Origin of the sequence: Salipiger sp. 1_MG-2023 (assembly GCF_030547555.1) — a bacterium.
Classification (GTDB): Bacteria; Pseudomonadota; Alphaproteobacteria; order Rhodobacterales; family Rhodobacteraceae; genus Salipiger.
On sequence record NZ_JAUOQN010000046.1, the window covers coordinates 1 to 14484 of the forward strand.

General features: G+C 65.5%; 10 protein-coding genes. 4 read left to right on the forward strand and 6 right to left on the reverse strand.

The window, feature by feature from the left end:
* Positions 1 to 100 precede the first annotated feature (100 nt).
* The 3 genes from Q4543_RS18155 to Q4543_RS18165 all read right to left on the reverse strand — a co-directional run bounded on the left by Q4543_RS18155 (position 101) and on the right by Q4543_RS18165 (position 7397).
* Positions 101 to 259, reverse strand: coding sequence for a hypothetical protein (locus Q4543_RS18155; RefSeq protein WP_303440616.1), 159 nt, complete (start codon positions 257 to 259; stop codon positions 101 to 103).
* A 41-nt stretch (positions 260 to 300) separates the two neighbouring features.
* Positions 301 to 5664 (reverse strand): CHAT domain-containing protein, encoded by a 5364-nt coding sequence (locus Q4543_RS18160; protein ID WP_303440618.1) that lies wholly within the window; start codon positions 5662 to 5664, stop codon positions 301 to 303.
* 293 nt (positions 5665 to 5957) lie between these two features.
* A complete protein-coding gene (locus Q4543_RS18165; protein ID WP_303440620.1) occupies positions 5958 to 7397 on the reverse strand; it encodes an aldehyde dehydrogenase family protein in 1440 nt (479 codons plus the stop codon).
* Between the two features lie 163 nt (positions 7398 to 7560).
* On the opposite strand from Q4543_RS18165, the gene Q4543_RS18170 reads away from it, so the two are divergent.
* Together Q4543_RS18170 and Q4543_RS18175 are read left to right on the forward strand one after the other, a co-directional pair.
* Positions 7561 to 8214, forward strand: a complete 654-nt coding sequence (locus Q4543_RS18170; RefSeq protein WP_303440622.1) for a redoxin domain-containing protein — start codon at positions 7561 to 7563, stop codon at positions 8212 to 8214.
* 270 nt (positions 8215 to 8484) lie between these two features.
* Positions 8485 to 9114, forward strand: a complete 630-nt coding sequence (locus Q4543_RS18175; protein ID WP_303440623.1) for a VPLPA-CTERM sorting domain-containing protein — start codon at positions 8485 to 8487, stop codon at positions 9112 to 9114.
* A gap of 139 nt (positions 9115 to 9253) precedes the next feature.
* Here Q4543_RS18175 and Q4543_RS18180 read toward each other — a convergent pair whose 3' ends face one another.
* From Q4543_RS18180 to glyA, 3 genes are all read right to left on the reverse strand, one after another.
* Positions 9254 to 9706 carry a c-type cytochrome gene (locus Q4543_RS18180; RefSeq protein ID WP_303440624.1) on the reverse strand — a complete coding sequence of 151 codons (453 nt, stop codon included), beginning with the start codon at positions 9704 to 9706 and terminating at the stop codon, positions 9254 to 9256.
* 202 nt (positions 9707 to 9908) lie between these two features.
* Positions 9909 to 11531 (reverse strand): MFS transporter, encoded by a 1623-nt coding sequence (locus Q4543_RS18185; protein ID WP_216002941.1) that lies wholly within the window; start codon positions 11529 to 11531, stop codon positions 9909 to 9911.
* Positions 11532 to 11817: 286 nt separating this feature from the next.
* Positions 11818 to 13113: a serine hydroxymethyltransferase gene (gene glyA / locus Q4543_RS18190; protein WP_303440625.1), complete on the reverse strand. Its 1296-nt coding sequence runs from the start codon at positions 13111 to 13113 to the stop codon at positions 11818 to 11820.
* A gap of 170 nt (positions 13114 to 13283) precedes the next feature.
* On the opposite strand from glyA, the gene Q4543_RS18195 reads away from it, so the two are divergent.
* Positions 13284 to 14045, forward strand: a complete 762-nt coding sequence (locus Q4543_RS18195; RefSeq protein WP_216002943.1) for an NAD kinase — start codon at positions 13284 to 13286, stop codon at positions 14043 to 14045.
* Positions 14046 to 14134: 89 nt separating this feature from the next.
* The gene (locus Q4543_RS18200) at positions 14135 to 14338 is read left to right on the forward strand and encodes a CsbD family protein (RefSeq protein ID WP_216002944.1); all 204 of its coding nucleotides are present in this window, start codon (positions 14135 to 14137) and stop codon (positions 14336 to 14338) included.
* The last annotated feature ends 146 nt before the right edge of the window (positions 14339 to 14484 follow it).

The window sequence follows — 14484 nt, forward strand, 5'->3', positions numbered from 1 at the left end:
CGAAAATGTTGTGTGAAAGTAGCGTTGTGGGCCAGAAATGAATAGCTTGGCGGCACATCGTTTCGTTTACACCGAAAATGTCGGCGGTTCGAGCCCGTCATCACCCACCATTCTCCTGCCTGCCAGACACGCGCACCCGCATGCCGGTGGCGAAATCACTCGCTTCGCGCGGGATTTCACGCATGCCGATCAGGTGCTGCACCGCGGCGTGGCCGATCTCGAAGCCGGGCTGTGCCACGGTGGTCAGCGCCGGGCACATCGCGCGCCACCGAGACGCCCGACGGGCGGCAATGCACAGGGCTAGAATTCGCGCGGCTGATCGCTGCGATAGCTCCATGTCAGGTCGTCGAGGAACATCTGCACCCGGCGCATCCAGTCGGCCTTTTCCGCGTCGTTTTCATGCAGGAAGCGCAGGAAGGCCACATGCTCGCGGATGGCGCGTGCCTGCGCGTAGGCCCCGCCCCGCGCCCATGCGTGGCGGAAACAGGTCTCGAAGCGGGCAAAGATCTGCGGGCGTTCCTGCGGCTGCGCCAGCAGGCCAAGCAGCACATCGACCTCGGCCGGAAGCGCCGCTGTCCAGAATTCCGGATCGGCGTTTTCGGCAGTGGCATTCTCGGCCAGCAGCCGGTCGAACCATGCGCTCAGCGGCTGCCCCTCGATCAGGTCGGTGCCCAGCGCCAGATGCCCCGACAGCCAGTTGTAGGTGGCGTGCCGGTCAAGCGGGCCGCCCGGATCGGCCTGCGCCGTCAGCCGCATCGAGGATTCATAGCAGGCCACCATGTCCTTTAGCGCGGCGTGGCGCGGCGCTCCGGGATTGCGCCCCAGCGCCAGCCGCTTGGTCACCGAGCCCTTGAGCGACTCGCGCCGCACGGTCAGCAGCGGCCCCTCGGCGCCGCCGATCAGCGCATCCAGCGCCGACAGCCGCGCCAGCGCCGCCTTGGTCACCGCCTGCTGCTGCGCCTTGAGCGTATCGGCCAGTTCCTGCGCCTTGGCGCGGGCATCATCGGGGGCGCTTGCGGCGTCGATCTCGGCCTGCGTCCAGTCCTGCGTGGCCTTGCGCACCTTGAGGTCCTCGAGCATCTCGATCGCGCCGATGCTGGAGTCCGAGCGGCCACCGCGCGTGGCCCGTTCCAGCATGGCGATGGCCGGGGCGTAGATATCAAGCTTGGCATAGGCACGGCCCATGGCTTCGGTCCACTGCGCATTGTCATGCCAGTCGGGATCGGCGGCGCGCTCGATCTCATCAAGCTCGCGGATCAGCTCGTCGCGGCCCCGATGCGGGCTGCCGACATCGCAGGCGATGTTGCGCGCCGCGCGGCAGGCGTGATCCGCCGAATAATACTGCCGCCGCCGCCCGTTCCACGCGGTGTCCGCGGCATCATCGTGCAGCGTGTAGTCGGGATCGCCATAGCATTGATACGCGCCCCATGTGTTGGTGTCGGGGTAGCGGCGGAACACCTTGAGCCGCGCATGATGCACCGCGTCGCCAAAGCGGTTTCCGGCCAGCAGGCTGCCATAAAAGCTCTCGGCGAACAGCAGCGCGCCAGCGTCGTCCAGCTCCCAGCCAGCGGCGATCACCGCCCGCACGCCCTTTTCGATCAGCGCCTGCGACAGGCTGGCGGCAATCGGGCCGACATTGGGCTGCACCCGGCCCAGATGGCAGCAGTTGAGGAAGACGAATTCCGGCACATAGCGCATTTGCCGCAGCTCAGCGGCAGTCAGCGTGATGCCATCCGACAGCACAAGCCCCGCCGTGTGGATATCGCCGCTGTCATCGTACACCCCATGCGTGGCGAAATGCATGATCTTGGTCGGCTTGAGCAGCGCCGCCTCCAGCACCGAAAGCCCGCTGTCAGAGCGGATCATCGCGGTGACATCATAACCCGCCTCGTCTTGCAGCAGTCGCTGCACAAGCTCGGCCTCGCGCCGCGCCCCATCAAGCGGCGGCAAGGCGCTGATCGAATCACCGACCACCAGCGCCGTGTCGAGCCGGGCGCGCGGCACCGGGCGACCCTCGATCGCAAGCTGGCGGATGATCGGCGTGCGGATCACCATCGGCTTGAAATCCTGCGTGGCCATGGTCTGATACAGGCCCTCGCCAAAGGTGTTGATGTCGTCCTCCATCAGCTCCCACGGGATGTGGGCGGTGCTGCTGTCGAGCACCAGCTGGATCTTCTGGTCGTTCTTGGCAAAGCTCTTGAGCTCGATCGGGATCATCAGCTCGAACAGCAGCTTGCCAAGGGTGCGCTTCGTCGCCGTGCCTTCGCGGCTTTCGCGCAGGAGCCGGTCGATGACCTCGGCCTGCACAGAGGTCTTCTTGAACTCCGCCCGCGCGCCTTCGGTGATGGCGGTGAAATCCAGCACATCGGCGCGCTGCGCGTTGCGGGTGACGATGATGCGCTGCCAGCTGTCCTCTTGGCTGGCGTAATCCATCCGCAGCTGCGCGCCGTCGCCGGGACGGATCCGATGATCGAAACGGATCAGCCCCGCCACCCGCCCGTCGCGGCTGGCGCTATACAGCGCGCTGGCCACCTGAAACACCGTATCCTCGTAAATCTCGATGAATTCGAGCTTGGCGATCGGGGTGTCGCGCAGGGTCAGATTGGCGTCGGCCACCGCTTCGAGGATCGCCTGGACCGATTGCTGCACCGTCATGTTCGCGCCCTTGTGGCCGATCACGACGCTGGTCAGCCGGATCGGGTCCATCTCGGCCAGCGACTTGCCGTCCTCGGCGGCGCGGCGGCGCAGGGTCATGGCATAGCGCAGCACCGCGCGGTTGACCGTTTCGCGCAAGGCGCCGGGCGTCAGATCGCCAAACGGGCCAAGCCCGGCCACCACCGCGCCGCCCGGGTTGCGGCCAAGGCGCAGGATGACCTCGCAGCTTTTCGCCTCGCCGGGATAAAGCCCCAGTTCGCGCACCGCTGACAGGCTGTGATCAAGGCATTGGTCCAGCGCCGCCTCTCCGCCGTTGATCGGATCGCCCAGATAATGGCCGACCAGCACCGGATGCCTCGCAAAGCGCAGATCGCCGTGGCGCAATGTGACCTCGGTCACCGGCAGATCGCTGCCTGTGCCCAGCGGCGCAGGGCCGCCCGCCCCCAGCATCCCGTCAACCACATCCTGCGGTTCGGGATAGATCTGCGGCACCGCGTCGGGCATCACCACCGGGGCCTGCGCGCCGCGTGCCAGCGCCGGACGGGTGCGGCTGAGCCCCGAGGTTTCGCCCTTTTCCAGCAGCTCCGCCAGCGCCGGAAACGCCGATCTGGTGCGCGCCAGATCGCCGTGCACCACCGGCAGGTAATAGGGCTCGATGCCCTTGGGGATGCCCGTGGCCCATGTCACGGTGCCATCGCCCGCGCGGGTGGCGATGAACTGCACCCGCTTGCCCGGCGCGGCGGATTGATCGATGCGCAGCCCGCTTGGCGTCAGCTCGGGGCCAAGCCCGGCGACATAGCAGGTGAGGTCCGGGTCAAGCGATTGACTGGCAAACAGCCGGTGCGCCGCGCGCGCCGCCTTAAGCGATGCTTCGGGCGGCACCACCCACGGGCCGTTGTCGATGTTGCGCAGCTCTTGCCACGCCTGCCGCGTCAGGTAATGCCCCTGTGCATCCACCGGCAGCAACTGCGCCGGCCCCGGCATGCCCGACACGATGTCCAGCAGCTCGATCATGTCATGGGCAAAGTCGGCCATTTCCAGCTGGCGAATGTTCTTGGCCCGGCCCATCAGCATATGCACCATCGAAAACGCGCCGCCATTGGGCGTGCCCAGCATGACAAAGCGGCTGCCCTTGCGGCGGCGGATCTCGGCCCACAGATCGGGATGCGCGTCGATGAAGGCGCGCACCACCAGCCCGCCCATGGAATGCGCCATGAAGCGGATCGGCTTTTGCGTCTGCGCCAGCGCCTTGCGCACCACCGCTGCCAGCCGCCCCGCCCCGGTGGTCAGCACGCTCTCGCGCCAGTCATAGGGCAGTGCGATCACGTGGTGAGTGCGGGCAAGGTAATTGGCCAGATCGCCGTAATAGCGCTTCATCGGGTTGCCGGGGCGCACATCGTTGCCCGGATAGCGCAGCAGCGACAGCCCGCCCGTCACCATCTGAAGCGGGTTCGACCAGACCCAGTTTTTCCCCTGATAAAGATGGCTGCCCATCACGCCGGGCAGAAAGATGCAGACCGGCAGATCCGATGCACCGCGCGATTGCACGATCTCGAACCCCTCTGGGTCGTCATCGATGGGCAGATCGCCGCCCAGCGCCGGCGCGCCAAGGTCAGAGCGGATCGCCGCAAGGATGGCACCCCGTGCGGCGCCCGTGCCGAAATAGCTGAAATGGGTGATCTCGGCGGTGCGGATCGGCGTCAGCACCGGCGCGGAGATGCGCGCCGCGCCCCGGCTCATCGAGGCGTAATTGACCACGAAATCATTGTCGTCCTCGAAGAACAGATCCAGCGCCAGATTGCGAAGCTTGCGCAGCAGGCCCTTGCCTTCGTTGTCACCGGCGATGACATGCAGCGCCCCGCCCAGCCGCAGGTCCGCCCGGTTGACCATCGCCACCAGCGGCGCGCGCGGCATCATCGCCTCGAGCCCCGGCAGCAGTTCCGGGTCGGCCTTGGTCGCGACAAAGCCCAGCAGATAAGCCTTGAACAGCTCGTAAGCGACCGATGCCTTGAGCGCCGGGATCAGCTCGAAACTGTTGAGTGCGATCGACAGCACCCGGTCAAGCCGCCCCGACGCCAGCGGCGTGCCACGCAAGGGGCCAGCAACGCGGATCATCCGCTCCACCGTCAGGCCGCGCTCGGTGATCAGCGCGCCGAGCTCTTCGAGCATCGCAACATCGCGCCCCGCCTTGCGCAGGATGCTGCGGTCGGTGTCATCGAACGGCGCCTCGCCTTTGGGCCGCGCGGCGCGGGCCACCAGCTCCGCCACCAGCCCACCGCGCGAATGCGACAGCAGCGTCACCCGCGCGCCCTTGGGCAACGCCATGAGCAGATCGCGGGCGTTCTCGATCGGGTCGACCGTGACCGAGCGGTGTTCCAGTGCAAAGATCCCCGCCGGGAAGGCGCGCTCCAGCACCGGCCACAGGTCATCCCCGACAGCGAGATCGTCGAAACTGCCGCTCGTCGAAGAAAACGTGCCATGCACCAGCACCAGCATCGGTTTGCCCGCGTCGATCTTGCCGGTCGGCACCAACTGGATGCCAGAGGCGCTGCGGGTGCAGCGATGAAATCCATGGTCGCTGGCGTTTTCGATATGCTGCGCAAGGGCAAGCGCGCTCATCTCTCCGGCCTTGCCCGCTAGGTTGGTGCGCAGCAGGCGCACCGCGCGCACCGCGTAGTCCCCTGCGCCGCGCTCTGCCCCGCGCGACAGCGGCAGCACCCGCGGCACCAGCAGCGCCTGATCGGCGATTGAACGTTCGACCCCAGCGAAATCGCGCCGCGCATCCGCCACGGATTGCCAGAGCTTCAGCCCGCTCTCGAGCTGGATCTCGACGATGTCCGTTTCCGCGCTTTCATCAATGTGGGTGCGGTCCGGGGCATCGCCGCCGCGCGCGGCGCTCACCAGCACTTCGTGCACCTCGGTGATCTCCATCGCCCCCTTCAGCGCGGGCGGGACGTCTTCGGGCGCGCCGGAACGGATCACTTGGCCGGGCAAAATCAACGAGGCCATAATACCCTCATATTTCAAATCAGATCAGCTATGAGATCAACTTAAGCGCGCAGTTGACGTAAAGTCAAAGAAAAGGCGCAGCGCACCCTGTCTCCTCCGGGCACGACCAACGCGGGCACGGATCACGACAAGCGCGGTGAATGGCGTATGCATAATGTTGCAGGGATGCGCGAGGGGCTTTGAGAACAGGGTCAAAGCCGCGTCACCTGCTGCCTGCGGCTGTCAAGGACGCTCCGCATGGCCTTCCCCGCAGGTCGGGGGATGGCGGAGGGCAGACGCCCTCCGCCGTTGTTTCACTCGGCGGACCAGCCGCTGACGGCTTTGATCTCAAGGAAATCGTGGATGCCGTGAATGCCCCCTTCGCGGCCATTGCCCGACTGTTTCATGCCCCCGAAAGGTGCCCCCGGCGCACGGCTCTTGCCGTTCATCTCGACCATGCCCGAGCGCAGCTGGCGGGCGAGCCGGTGACGACGCTCGGTGTCGCCCGATTGCACGTAGTTGGTCAGGCCATAGGGCGTGTCATTGGCCACCTCGACCGCCTCGGCCTCGGTCTCGAACTTCATGATCGACAGCACCGGGCCGAAGATCTCTTCGCGCGCAATGGTCATGTCCGGTGTCACGTCGGCGAACACGGTCGGGCGCACGTAAAAGCCCTTGTTGAACCCCTCCGGGCGACCAGGGCCGCCAGCGACCAGCCGCGCGCCTTCCTTGATGCCGGTTTCGATCAGCGCCTGGATCTTGCCGTATTGCACCGCGTTGACCACCGGGCCGATGTGCGGGCCATCTTCGGAGGGCGCGCCCACGGTGACCGACTTTGCCACTGCCGCGGCCTCTTCGACGACGCGGTCATAGATCGGTGCCTCGACCATCATGCGCGAGGGTGCGTTGCAGCTCTGGCCGCTGTTCTGCATCATGTGCCGCACGCCGCGCGTGACCGCCTTGTCGTCGGCATCGGCAAAGATCAGGTTGGCGCCCTTGCCGCCCAGTTCCAGATGCACGCGCTTGAGCGTTTCCGCCGCCGCGACAGAAATTGCCCGCCCGGCGCGGGTCGAGCCGGTGAAGCTGACCATGTCGACATCGACATGCGAGGACAGCTGCGTGCCCACGCCCACGCCATCGCCGTTCACAAGGTTGAACACGCCTTTCGGGAAGCCCGCCTCATCCATGAATTCGGCAAACAGCAGCGCCGACAGCGGCGATTCCTCGGACGGTTTCAGCACCATGGTGCACCCGGCAATGGCCGCCGCGCCAACCTTGAGCGTCACCTGATTCATCGGCCAGTTCCACGGCGTGATCAGCGCGCAGACGCCCACCGCCTCGTGGATCATCCGGGTGTCGGGATGGGCTTCGGAAAAGCTGGTCTCGAACTGGAAATCCTTGGCGGCGGCGATGAAATTGCCAAGGTGGTACAGCCCCGCCCCGACCTGACTGCTGCGCGACAGCGCGATCGGCGCGCCCATTTCCAGCGTCATCGCCTGCGCCATTTCCTCGGCGCGGCGCTGGTAGACGGCCAGCAGTTTCTCGACCAGCGCGATGCGCTCTGCCACCGGCGTCGCCATCCAGCCCGGCAGGGCGCGCTTGGCCGCCGCAACCGCCGCATCGGTATCCGCCTGATCGCCCAGCGAGATCACCGCGCAGGGATCTTCGCTCGCCGGGTCGATCACGTTATGGTCACGCGGGGCGGCCGGATCGACCCAGGCTCCGTCGATGTAGAACTGACGCTTCTCGATCATGTCGTCTCTCCGTAGTCTCGAATTTGATCATATTCTTGCATTGAGCGACACCTTGTCACTCTCCCCCGCCATCCGCAAGCCGGGGTCTTGCGCTTGTGATTTCCGAATGTATCTAAAGAAACAAGACCAAAGCCGACAGATTTCCACAGGAAAGGAAGACATCATGGCTCTGCGCATCAATGACGAGATCCCCAACCTTCACGTCACCACCGACCTTGGCGAGTACGACCTGCACGACTGGATCGGCGAGGACTGGGCGATCCTGTTTTCGCACCCCAAGGATTTCACCCCGGTCTGCACCACGGAATTCGGCGCCGTCGCGCAGCTTTCGGATGAATGGGCCAAGCGCGGCACCAAGGTGATGGGCATTTCCGTAGACGGTGTCAAAGAGCACAAGTCGTGGAAGAGCGACATCGAAAAGACCGCCGGGGCCAGCGCCGGTTTCCCGATCATCGCCGACGAGGGGCTCGAGGTCGCCAAGGCGCTCGACATGCTGCCCGCCGATGCCTACCTGCCCGATGGGCGCACCCCGGCAGACAGCGCCACCGTGCGGTCGGTCTTCATCGTCGCGCCCAACAAGAAGGTGCAGCTGATGATGACCTACCCGATGTCGGTGGGCCGCAACTTTGCCGAGGTGCTGCGGGCGCTCGACGCGCTGCAAAAAACCTATGGCGCGCCGCTGGCAACGCCTGCGAACTGGGAAAACGGCAAGGACGTGATCGTTGCCCTGTCGCTGGATGACGCCGCAGCCGCCGAGAAATACGGCGCGCTGGACATCAAGCTGCCCTACCTGCGCTACGCCAAAGACCCGGCCTGACACCGCCAGCGCAGCGATCAGACCTATCGGGCCTGCCGGAAACGGCAGGCCTTTTGCATGGCGTGGATTGGGCGCGTGGCAGCGTTGCAGACGGCGCCGCCAGATCCTTGCCGAGGCAAGCAAGATTCCCTTGCCTGAAACCCGCGCCGGGCCCATATGCGCGCCAAGCGCCAGACTGCGCCAAGCCAACGCGATTCCTTGCGAACGCATGCTGCAAAGCTCGAAGCTGCCTTCGTCTTTCGCCCATCCCGTTCAAGGATCTCCGCCTCGATGTTGTCTCATCGTATTGTTCTCGCTAGCCTTGTGGCCGCGTTTTGCGCAACTGGCGCCCATGCCGCAACGGTCGGTTTCCAGCTGACCGTGGCGACCACCGCCTCCAGCGGCGACCGGCCGCAATTCACCCTGATGAACATATCGGATGTCGAAACCATCACCGCCTTCACCTTTGCGATCAATGCGCCGGGGTACTGGTTCGATTACATCTACAACGAAACCGTGGTCAGCGGGTCGCTGACCGCCAGCCGCACCGTGGGGCAGAGCGTGGCGAACGAAACCTCGGGGACGACGTCGCTCGCCTACACCACCACAGGGTTCGACCCGACCGAAGCCTTCCGTTTCCGCGCCGAACTCGACGCCATCAACACCGCCGACAGCACGACGAATTTCCGCAGCGTGTTCTTCAACAACGGCGGCGCAGCGGTTCCGAACGCGACGGTATCTGTGTCTTTCAGTGACGGGCGCAACCTGTCGCTGACGCTGTCGGGCTCGGCGGGTCAGTCATCCTACATCTACTCCGCCGCGATCGACGACACGGCCAAAGTGCCGCTGCCCGCGACCCTGCCGCTGACGCTTGCCGGATGTGTCGGGCTTGGCCTGCTGGCGCGGCGCCGCAAGAGCTGATCGCACGCCAGAAAGCATACGGAAAATCCTGTCAAAAGACAGCGGACAATGCGCCTTCGGTATGTCCTGGCGAGTCTGAGCACGCGCCTCTGCGGCGCCCTTTGCCATCAAACGCCGGGCAAAGGGCGACCGCGCACGCTTAGTCTGACTGCATCGACTCGATGTATTGCACGAGGGCCGTGATCCTTCCGTGAACCATGGCCTGCATGTCGACATCATGGGGCACCGACGCGGCCCGATCGGCGGCGACTTGCCAGTAGCGCGGCCCCCAGACCGGCATCTCGCGGCTGCCATGCGGGTTGATCATGTTCTGGCCAGAGACCACGCGATACACCTCATCTGCCGGGTATATGCCGCTGTATTGGCTGGAAATCTGCGTCAGATCACTTGGCTGGGTGCTGAGCACCTCTGCCACTGGCCCATCGCCCATGCCGCCGGGGCCATGGCAGGAGGCGCAGTTCGCCATGTACTCGATCTCGCCGAGCTTCAACTGTGCCGCATCATCCAGAGCCAGCGCCTGCGGCGCGGCCAGTGTAAATGTCAGGGCGCCCATCAGCGCAGCTATCGGGGCGTTTGCAATCGTCATCTTCATTGGAATTCAGTCCTCCCTTGGGTGTCGTCGATCGTTCTTCGCTGCGCCCTATCCTGAGCGCTTGGACAAAGAGCTTATCGCGACTTCGCAAAAAGACATACCCCTTGGCTGCCTGTCTCGCCCGAGGCGGCTGTGGGCGCGAGGCGCGGGGATGGGCGCACCCCTCCCTGACAGCAACTGTGAACTGCGACCGGCGGCGTCCTTACACATCGAACCGGTACACCCCGCCGCGCCCCCGCGCGAGGCTGTGGCGTTCGATCATGCGCCGGGTGTGCGGTTTGCCCTCGCCCCGGTGCAGCCCGAGCAAGCGCTCGTAGGTGCCATGATCGGCCATGGTGCGCCGGGTGTTGTGGCGAATGTATTCGACCCATGTCGGCACGTGATAGGTTTCCTGCCAGATCCGCGGGTTTTCCAGATCGCGCATCAGCACCCAGTTCTGCGCCCCGTCGCGAATGCGGATGCGGCGGCGCTCGGCCATGACCTCGAGGAATTCCGGCACATCCGCCGGGGCGATCTCGAATTCGGTGATCGCCACCACCGGCCCGCTGCGCGGCTGCACATCCAGCTGCAACATCGGCTCGCGGAACAGCCCCAGCGGCGACAGGTCAAGATTGCCGTATTCCGGCAGCCCCCGCCGCAGCCCGACCAGCGCCGCGAGCGCGAGCGTCACCGCCGCGCCGCACAGCGCCACCCACAGCGACTGCCCGTCCGAGACCGCGCCCCACAGCCAGCTGCCCAGCGCCATGCCGCCGAAACTGGCCGACTGGTACAGCGCGATGGCGCGCCCCACCACCCAGCGCGGCGTCGACAGCTGCACCGTCACGTTGAACAGCGACAGCGCGATCACCCATGCCGCGCCGCTGAACAACAGCGCCGGAAGGCACAGCCAGATCACCGGCGCAAAAGCCAGCACCAGCGTCGATGCCGCCCCGACCACTGCGGCCAGCCGGCAGATATGCTCGTTGTCCATCGCCGCCCGAAGCCGCGCATTGAAGACCGCACCAAAAATGGCGCCCACCCCGAAACAGCCCAGCAGCACGCCATAGGTGGTGGCATCGCCCTTCAGCCGCTCATGCGCGATGACCGGCAGCAGTGACAACACCGCCACCGCCCCCAGCCCGAACAGGAACGCCCGCCCCATCACGTTCACAAGGTTCGGAGACATCGCCACGTAGCGCAGCCCCGACTGGATCGCGAGACTCAGCGGCTCGCGCGGCAAGGCGTTGTCCGGCACCGGCGCCTTCCACAGCCACAGCGCAACGATCATCGCCACATAGCTGACCGCGTTCAGGGCAAAGGCCGCCGCCGCCCCCGCCGCCGCCACGATGATGCCGCCAATGGCAGGCCCCACGGAGCGCATGGCGTTGAACGCCATGGAATTGAGCGCCACCGCCGCCGGCAGATCCGAGCGCGGCACGATGTCTCCCATCGACGCCTGCCATGACGGGTTGAAGAAGGTCGATCCGGTGCCGATCATGAAGGTCAGCCCGATCAGCAGCCACGGCGTCATCAGCCCGCCCCACGCCAGCAGCGTCAGCAGCGTTGCCGAGGCCATCATGAACAGCTGCGCCCCGATCATCACCTTGCGCCGATCATGGCTGTCGGCCAGCGTGCCCGCGAACACCGCAAACAGCATCGTCGGCACCGTCACGCTGGCCTGCACCAAGCCGACCATCGCGTCCGAGTCCGAGATCTGCGTCATCATCCAGCCCGCGCCGACCGATTGCACAAGCGTGCCAAGGTTGGATACCAGCGACGCCCCCCAGCGGTTGCGAAACGCCGGAATGCGCAGGACGGACAGAGGGTTGGAAACGGGTTCGGGCATGACAGGATCCGGAATGCTGGCTACCGCCGGACCGCGGGCCTCGCGGCAAACTGGCACAGCCATGCCCGGCGTCAACCCTTGACCGTACCGGGCGCGTCAAGAGCGGGTAGCGGGCTTGCTTGTCACTACGAGGGGCGCGGCCGACCAGCGCAGGCAACGCGGGCGAAGGCTCTGCCTCAGCGGCCTACCGACACAGCCCCGTTCGGCAGGTCAAGGCCCCTGCCCCGCAGCCATGAAAAAAGGGCCGGTGCGCGTGGCACCGGCCCCTGTCATGCAGCCCCGAAGATCAGAGCGTCGGATAGATCGGGAAGCGCTTGAGGAACGCCTGCACCTCGGCCTTCACCTTGGCCTCGACCTCGGCGTTGCCATCCTCGCCATTGGCGGCAAGCCCATCGACCACTTCGATGATCCAGTCGGCGACCTGACGGAAATCATCCTCGCCAAAGCCGCGCGTGGTGCCGGCGGGCGAACCCAGACGGATGCCGCTGGTGACCATCGGCTTTTCCGGGTCGAACGGCACGCCGTTCTTGTTGCAGGTGATATGGGCGCGGCCCAGTGCCTTTTCGGTGGCGTTGCCCTTGACGCCCTTGGGGCGCAGGTCGACCAGCACCACATGGGTGTCGGTGCCGTGGGTCACGGTATCAAGGCCGCCCTTGATCAGCTGATCGGACAGCGCCTGCGCGTTCTTGATCACCTGCTTGGCATAGGTCTTGAACGACGGCTGCAGCGCCTCGCCAAAGGCCACGGCCTTGCCGGCGATGACATGCATCAGCGGGCCACCCTGAATGCCGGGGAAGATCGCCGAGTTCACTTTCTTGGCGATGGTCTCGTCATTGGTCAGGATCATGCCGCCGCGCGGGCCGCGCAGGGTCTTGTGGGTGGTGGTGGTTGCCACATGCGCATGCGGGAAGGGCGACGGATGCTCGCCGCCCGCCACGAGGCCAGCGAAATGCGCCATGTCGACCATCAGGTAGGCGCCGACGCTGTCGGCGATCTCGCGCATCCGGGCGAAATCGATCTGGCGCGGAATGGCAGAGCCGCCCGCCACGATCAGCTTGGGCTTGTGCTCGGTGGCAAGCTCTTGCACCTGATCGTAGTCCAGCAGGTTGTCCTGCTGACGCACGCCGTACTGGATGGCGTTGAACCACTTGCCCGACTGGTTGGGCTTGGCGCCGTGGGTCAGGTGCCCGCCCGCGTCGAGGCTCATGCCAAGGATGGTGTCGCCCGGCTGGATCAGCGCCTGAAACACGCCCTGGTTCGCCTGGCTGCCCGAGTTCGGCTGCACATTGGCGAACTCGCAGCCGAACAGCTGCTTGGCGCGATCAATGGCGAGGTTTTCCGCCACGTCCACCCAATCGCAGCCGCCGTAGTAACGCTTGCCCGGGTAGCCTTCGGCATATTTGTTGGTCATCACCGAGCCCTGCGCCTGCATCACGGCGCGGGAGACGATGTTCTCGGAGGCGATCAGCTCGATCTCGTCGCGCTGGCGACCGAGTTCACCGGTGATCGAGGCAAAAAGCTCGGCGTCACGTTCGGCAAGCTCCTGAGTGAAGAAGCCGTCATCGCGGTGCGGTGCGTTCATGGGCGTGGTCTCCCGGGTGTCAAGGATTCGTCATGTGGCGCCTACCTAAAGGAAAGCGCCCCCCGCGCAAAGGGATCAAAGCGGCATTTGCGCAGTAGAGGAACGACGTCTCTGGAAGCTTGGGGAAACTTGTGATTGTTTCGGACCCAAGGCCGCGCGAAGGGAAACACATGCCGCTGAAGATCGCCTTTTGCGCGTCCAACGCGCCCATCGCGCAGGCAGCCCTTGCCGGGCTGACCCGCCGCTATGGCAACCACGCCGAGGCTGGCTCGGATGTGATCGTCGCCCTGGGCGGCGACGGTTTCATGCTGCACACGCTGCACCGCACGCAGGAACTGGCGGTGCCGGTCTATGGCATGAACCGGGGCACGGTGGGGTTCCTGATGAATGCCTATTCCGAACATGCGCTGAAGGAACGGCTGACCTCGGCCGAGGAAGCGGTGATCAACCCGCTGTCGATGCGCGCCCACCGCGCGGACGGCTCGATCCACGAGGCGCTGGCGATCAACGAGGTGTCCCTGCTGCGCGGCGGCCCGCAGGCGGCACGGCTGGCGATCCATGTTGATGGCAAGCTGCGCCTGCCCGAACTGGTCTGCGACGGCGCGCTGCTGGCAACGCCGGCGGGATCGACTGCGTACAATTATTCGGCGCATGGGCCGATCCTGCCGATCGGTGCCGATGTGCTGGCGCTGACCGCCGTCGCCGCCTTCCGCCCCCGGCGCTGGCGCGGCGCGCTGCTGCCCAAGGGCGCCGAGGTCACCTTCGAAGTGCTCGAACCCGAAAAGCGCCCGGTGATGGCCGAAGCCGACAGCCAGTCGGTGCGCGACGTGCTGCGGGTGCATATCCGCTCGGAACCCAGCGTGACGCACCGGGTGATGTTCGATCCCGGACATGGGCTCGAGGAACGGCTGATCCGCGAACAATTCGTCTGAGCCGCGCGGAACCTTTCCTTTGGCGCGCGGGTTGTCATGTCGAACCCCGCGACGAGGCGGGCCAAGACTGCCAGAGAAAGGAACCTCCGATGAATTGGGATGTAATCCAAGGCAAATGGAAACAGCTGAAGGGCGATGCACAGATCCAGTGGGGCAAGCTCACCGACGATGATCTCGACCGCACCGAGGGCAATCGCGAAAAGCTTGTCGGCGTCATTCAGGAGCGCTATGGCATCGCCAAGGACGACGCCGAAAGGCAGGTCGACTCCTTCTATAACAACCACGCCACCTGACCCTGAACAGGGCCTGTCGTAAGCGGGCAAAGGCACGTACGGACCCCGGGTTTCCCTCCCCGGGGTCTTCTCATTTGCAGCGGGGCGCAAAGTCCCCTTCTCCCCTTGGCTGCGTGCTTGCTGTCAATCCGGGAAAAATTGTCGCG

Coding starts and splice junctions, on each gene's coding strand:
- Q4543_RS18155 (WP_303440616.1), bottom strand. CDS start 259: ATGTGCCCGGCGCTGACCACCGTGGCACAGCCCGGCTTCGAGATCGGC.
- Q4543_RS18160 (WP_303440618.1), bottom strand. CDS start 5,664: ATGGCCTCGTTGATTTTGCCCGGCCAAGTGATCCGTTCCGGCGCGCCC.
- Q4543_RS18165 (WP_303440620.1), bottom strand. CDS start 7,397: ATGATCGAGAAGCGTCAGTTCTACATCGACGGAGCCTGGGTCGATCCG.
- Q4543_RS18170 (WP_303440622.1), top strand. CDS start 7,561: ATGGCTCTGCGCATCAATGACGAGATCCCCAACCTTCACGTCACCACC.
- Q4543_RS18175 (WP_303440623.1), top strand. CDS start 8,485: ATGTTGTCTCATCGTATTGTTCTCGCTAGCCTTGTGGCCGCGTTTTGC.
- Q4543_RS18180 (WP_303440624.1), bottom strand. CDS start 9,706: ATGAAGATGACGATTGCAAACGCCCCGATAGCTGCGCTGATGGGCGCC.
- Q4543_RS18185 (WP_216002941.1), bottom strand. CDS start 11,531: ATGCCCGAACCCGTTTCCAACCCTCTGTCCGTCCTGCGCATTCCGGCG.
- glyA (WP_303440625.1), bottom strand. CDS start 13,113: ATGAACGCACCGCACCGCGATGACGGCTTCTTCACTCAGGAGCTTGCC.
- Q4543_RS18195 (WP_216002943.1), top strand. CDS start 13,284: ATGCCGCTGAAGATCGCCTTTTGCGCGTCCAACGCGCCCATCGCGCAG.
- Q4543_RS18200 (WP_216002944.1), top strand. CDS start 14,135: ATGAATTGGGATGTAATCCAAGGCAAATGGAAACAGCTGAAGGGCGAT.